This is a genomic window from Caballeronia udeis, from assembly GCF_001544555.2.
GTDB lineage: Bacteria > Pseudomonadota > Gammaproteobacteria > Burkholderiales > Burkholderiaceae > Caballeronia > Caballeronia udeis.
Genome location: NZ_FCOK02000169.1, coordinates 1 through 2,915, shown reverse-complemented (window position 1 = coordinate 2,915; position 2,915 = coordinate 1). Strand labels below are relative to the sequence as shown.

The window sequence follows — 2,915 nt, the reverse complement described above, 5'->3', positions numbered from 1 at the left end:
AAGCTCATAACGTTTTATTCTGGCCTGCTGCGAAGCCGGTCTTTAACGCCTTGCACACAAAAATACTGACAGTTCCCAAGATGGGCGTGAAAGTCACGACACTCCGTTCACCTTAGCGCCATTTTATTGCCGAGCCGCCGCGCTAGGAAGTCGCGCCGCGCTTCAGCATCTCCGCCCGCTCGCGATCCACCTTCTGCACGAGCGTCTCGACGAGCATTATCGACACCTTGTCGTCGAGCTGATTCGCCTCGATCATGTTCGCCGTGAGTTCAAGCAGCTTCAGCGTATCGCCGTAGTAGGTCAGCAGACTCTTGCGTGTCCTCCATTCGGCGGAATCCAGTGGCACCTGCGCGGTTTCCGTCGAGTCGTAGAGCCGTTGCCATTCCGGCACGAGCTTGCCGCGAATCTGACCAGCCACAGCCGTCCGGCCGGCAGCTGTCGTCGGGTAACGCTTCAGCGCATTCACATCTGCGATCGCGTGCTTTTCCAGATCGCTCGACTGGACGATGACTTTTGAGAACTGCATTGTTTCCTGACGATCTGGGCGCGTCGCCAGATCGCCGAGTGCCCACATCATGCCGCCGATCAGACCGCACGCGAGCGCCGCGGAAATGCCGAGCGACATTGTGCGCTGGTCGCGCGTTTCGGTCGATTCATCGGGCGGCGGTGCAAGCAGCAGCCCGAGCATTAAGCCACCGAGCAGGCCGCCCAGATGCGCCCCGTTGTCGATGCCCTGATGCCTGAAGCCACTCGGCAGTGCATAGACAATGAAGGCCACCGCGAGACGCAGGTGCCGCAGATAAAGCGCGCGCGGCACAACGCTGCCGTGGCGCACGAGATACGCGACGATTGCGCCAAGCACACCGAAGATTGCGCCCGATGCGCCGACGCTGTTGACGCCCGGATGCCACAGAAGACTGGCGAGACTGCCCGTCAGACCAGCGAACACGTAGAGCACGACAAAGCGCGCCATGCCGAACAACCTCTCGGCGACGCGTCCGCTCTGCACGAGCACGAGCATATTGAAAAACAGGTGCAAAAAACCCGCGTGGATGAACACGGCGGTCAACAGACGCCACCACTGCCCTGCCTGCGTGTAAGGCCCGAAGTTGCTGCCAGCAGCGACCGTCGCGCTCAACGAGATGCGCCCGAAGCCGCGCACGGCCATCACGATGTACACCAGCGTCGAGATCGTCACGATGGTCCACGTGGCCCGCACGTGCGGCGTGCGCTCGTTGATGCGCTCCAGGAACAGCAGCCGCTCTCGGTTTTCGGTCGCGTAAGTACGGGTTACCTGTGTCGGAAGCGCATCAACCAGCACCTTTGCCTCTTCGCGATTGCGCGTGCGCACAACGATGGTTTCCAGTTCGCCTGGACCGTTGGCCAGATCGAACTGCACGGATCGGCCGTCGATACGCACGTTGTAGATGTCTTCGCGCTGCAAGATCAGATCGCCGCGCAGCGAGGAGCGAAACAGGCGCGATACGGATGTCTGGATGGTAACGGCCCGGTCGTTCACATGAACCGTACCCTTGTTTTCGAACGATCTGGCACGGACTTCGCCCCACTTCTTACGCAGACGCGAACCCAGTGCAATGGGAAGGATCAATTCAACAGGCCGTCGACCGGTGTCTTCCGTTCGCGGTTCTGGTGAATCGACGAACCCCCAACTCGGCTCGATGTGACTCATGGGTCGGCCCTCGATGTGCGCTGCGCGCAGGCGGCGCGGCATTTTTTTTCTTGTCAGTCACGGGTTTACGGCAGGAAGGTGTGCGGACTTGAATTGAATCTTTCAGGAGCGACACGTAACGGCTCGCGCCGGCGGCACACTCGGCGTTCCGGTCATTGCATTTGGCTTCATCCGTTCGAGACTTTCCTCGACAAGCCATCTCGACTCACTTCGCCTCCTTCCGCCGACGCCGATCCCTACATCGGCCTCGAAGCACTCAACGACGGCCTCCTTGGTATCGAGCAGTTATGTTGGCGTATTGCCCGAACTAGAAGCGCGCCCCTTTAGATATGGCTTAGATGAACGTCCGCTTCGGGAAATTGCGAGCGTCGCTTCAGGGTCGACCCCGGAAATTTGATGTCGGACCGAGCTCAGCCGATGAAGCGGAAATCAGTTGCTGCTAGCCGCATGGCAAAATTGCACCCAAGGTCCGAGTTGCGAGATTGCCCCATGTCTACTGAGCATGAATACTGGTTTCCAGCGAAACGCTACGGCTGGGGTTGGGGTCTCCCGTCGTGCTGGCAGGGATGGGCCGTGTTGGTCACGTACTTTGCGCTGATTGGTTTGGATATACGACTTTTTCCTCCAGCACGAGGGCCTTTCACTTTTGCCTTGTTTATCGCGCTATTGAGCGTCGCTCTTGTGGCCGTGTGCTGGCTCAAGGGCGAGCCGCCTCGCTGGCGATGGGGCAAAGACTGAGCGCGCCTGCAGCGGCACGCTCGGCGCCTGGCCTGGACAGGCAGAAGCCGGTCAACTCCCGTCGTTGAGCTTTGCACGAGAGTTGACACTCAGATGTCCGATGCACATAGGGAAGCAGCCCTCTGGCAGCATGCGGGTGCCACGGTCAAGCTTTAACGCTGAGACGGGCATCGCCCCGAAAAGCAACTTAGCTATTAAGCGGTTTGTGCACTACGATTGCATCTGCACGTTCGGTACGTTGAGTACGCTAGTACCAGACAGTGCGTGACACATCACTGCTTTGCATAGGGCAGGAGTAAGCGCTTTGCATGGAGCCACAGTAGCGCTAAAGCGCAAACTCCGGTCGACTGCTCTGCATGGGACCAGAGTAAGCGCTAAAGCGCAAACTCCGGTCGACTGCCCTGCATGGGACCAGAGTAAGCGCTAAAGCGCAAACTCCGGTCGACTGCTCTGCATGGGACCAGAGTAAGCGCTAAAGCGCAAACTC

General features: G+C 59.3%; 2 protein-coding genes. One reads left to right on the top strand and one right to left on the bottom strand.

Going from position 1 to position 2,915, the window contains the following annotated elements; translation table 11 throughout:
- Positions 1 to 142: 142 nt before the first annotated feature.
- Positions 143 to 1,690 carry a rhomboid family intramembrane serine protease gene (locus AWB69_RS44920; RefSeq protein ID WP_197500494.1) on the bottom strand — a complete coding sequence of 516 codons (1,548 nt, stop codon included), beginning with the start codon at positions 1,688 to 1,690 and terminating at the stop codon, positions 143 to 145.
- Positions 1,691 to 2,179: 489 nt separating this feature from the next.
- Here AWB69_RS44920 and AWB69_RS50195 point away from each other — a divergent pair, with 489 nt between their 5' ends.
- A complete protein-coding gene (locus AWB69_RS50195; RefSeq protein ID WP_075644115.1) occupies positions 2,180 to 2,428 on the top strand; it encodes a hypothetical protein in 249 nt (82 codons plus the stop codon).
- Positions 2,429 to 2,915: the final 487 nt, after the last annotated feature.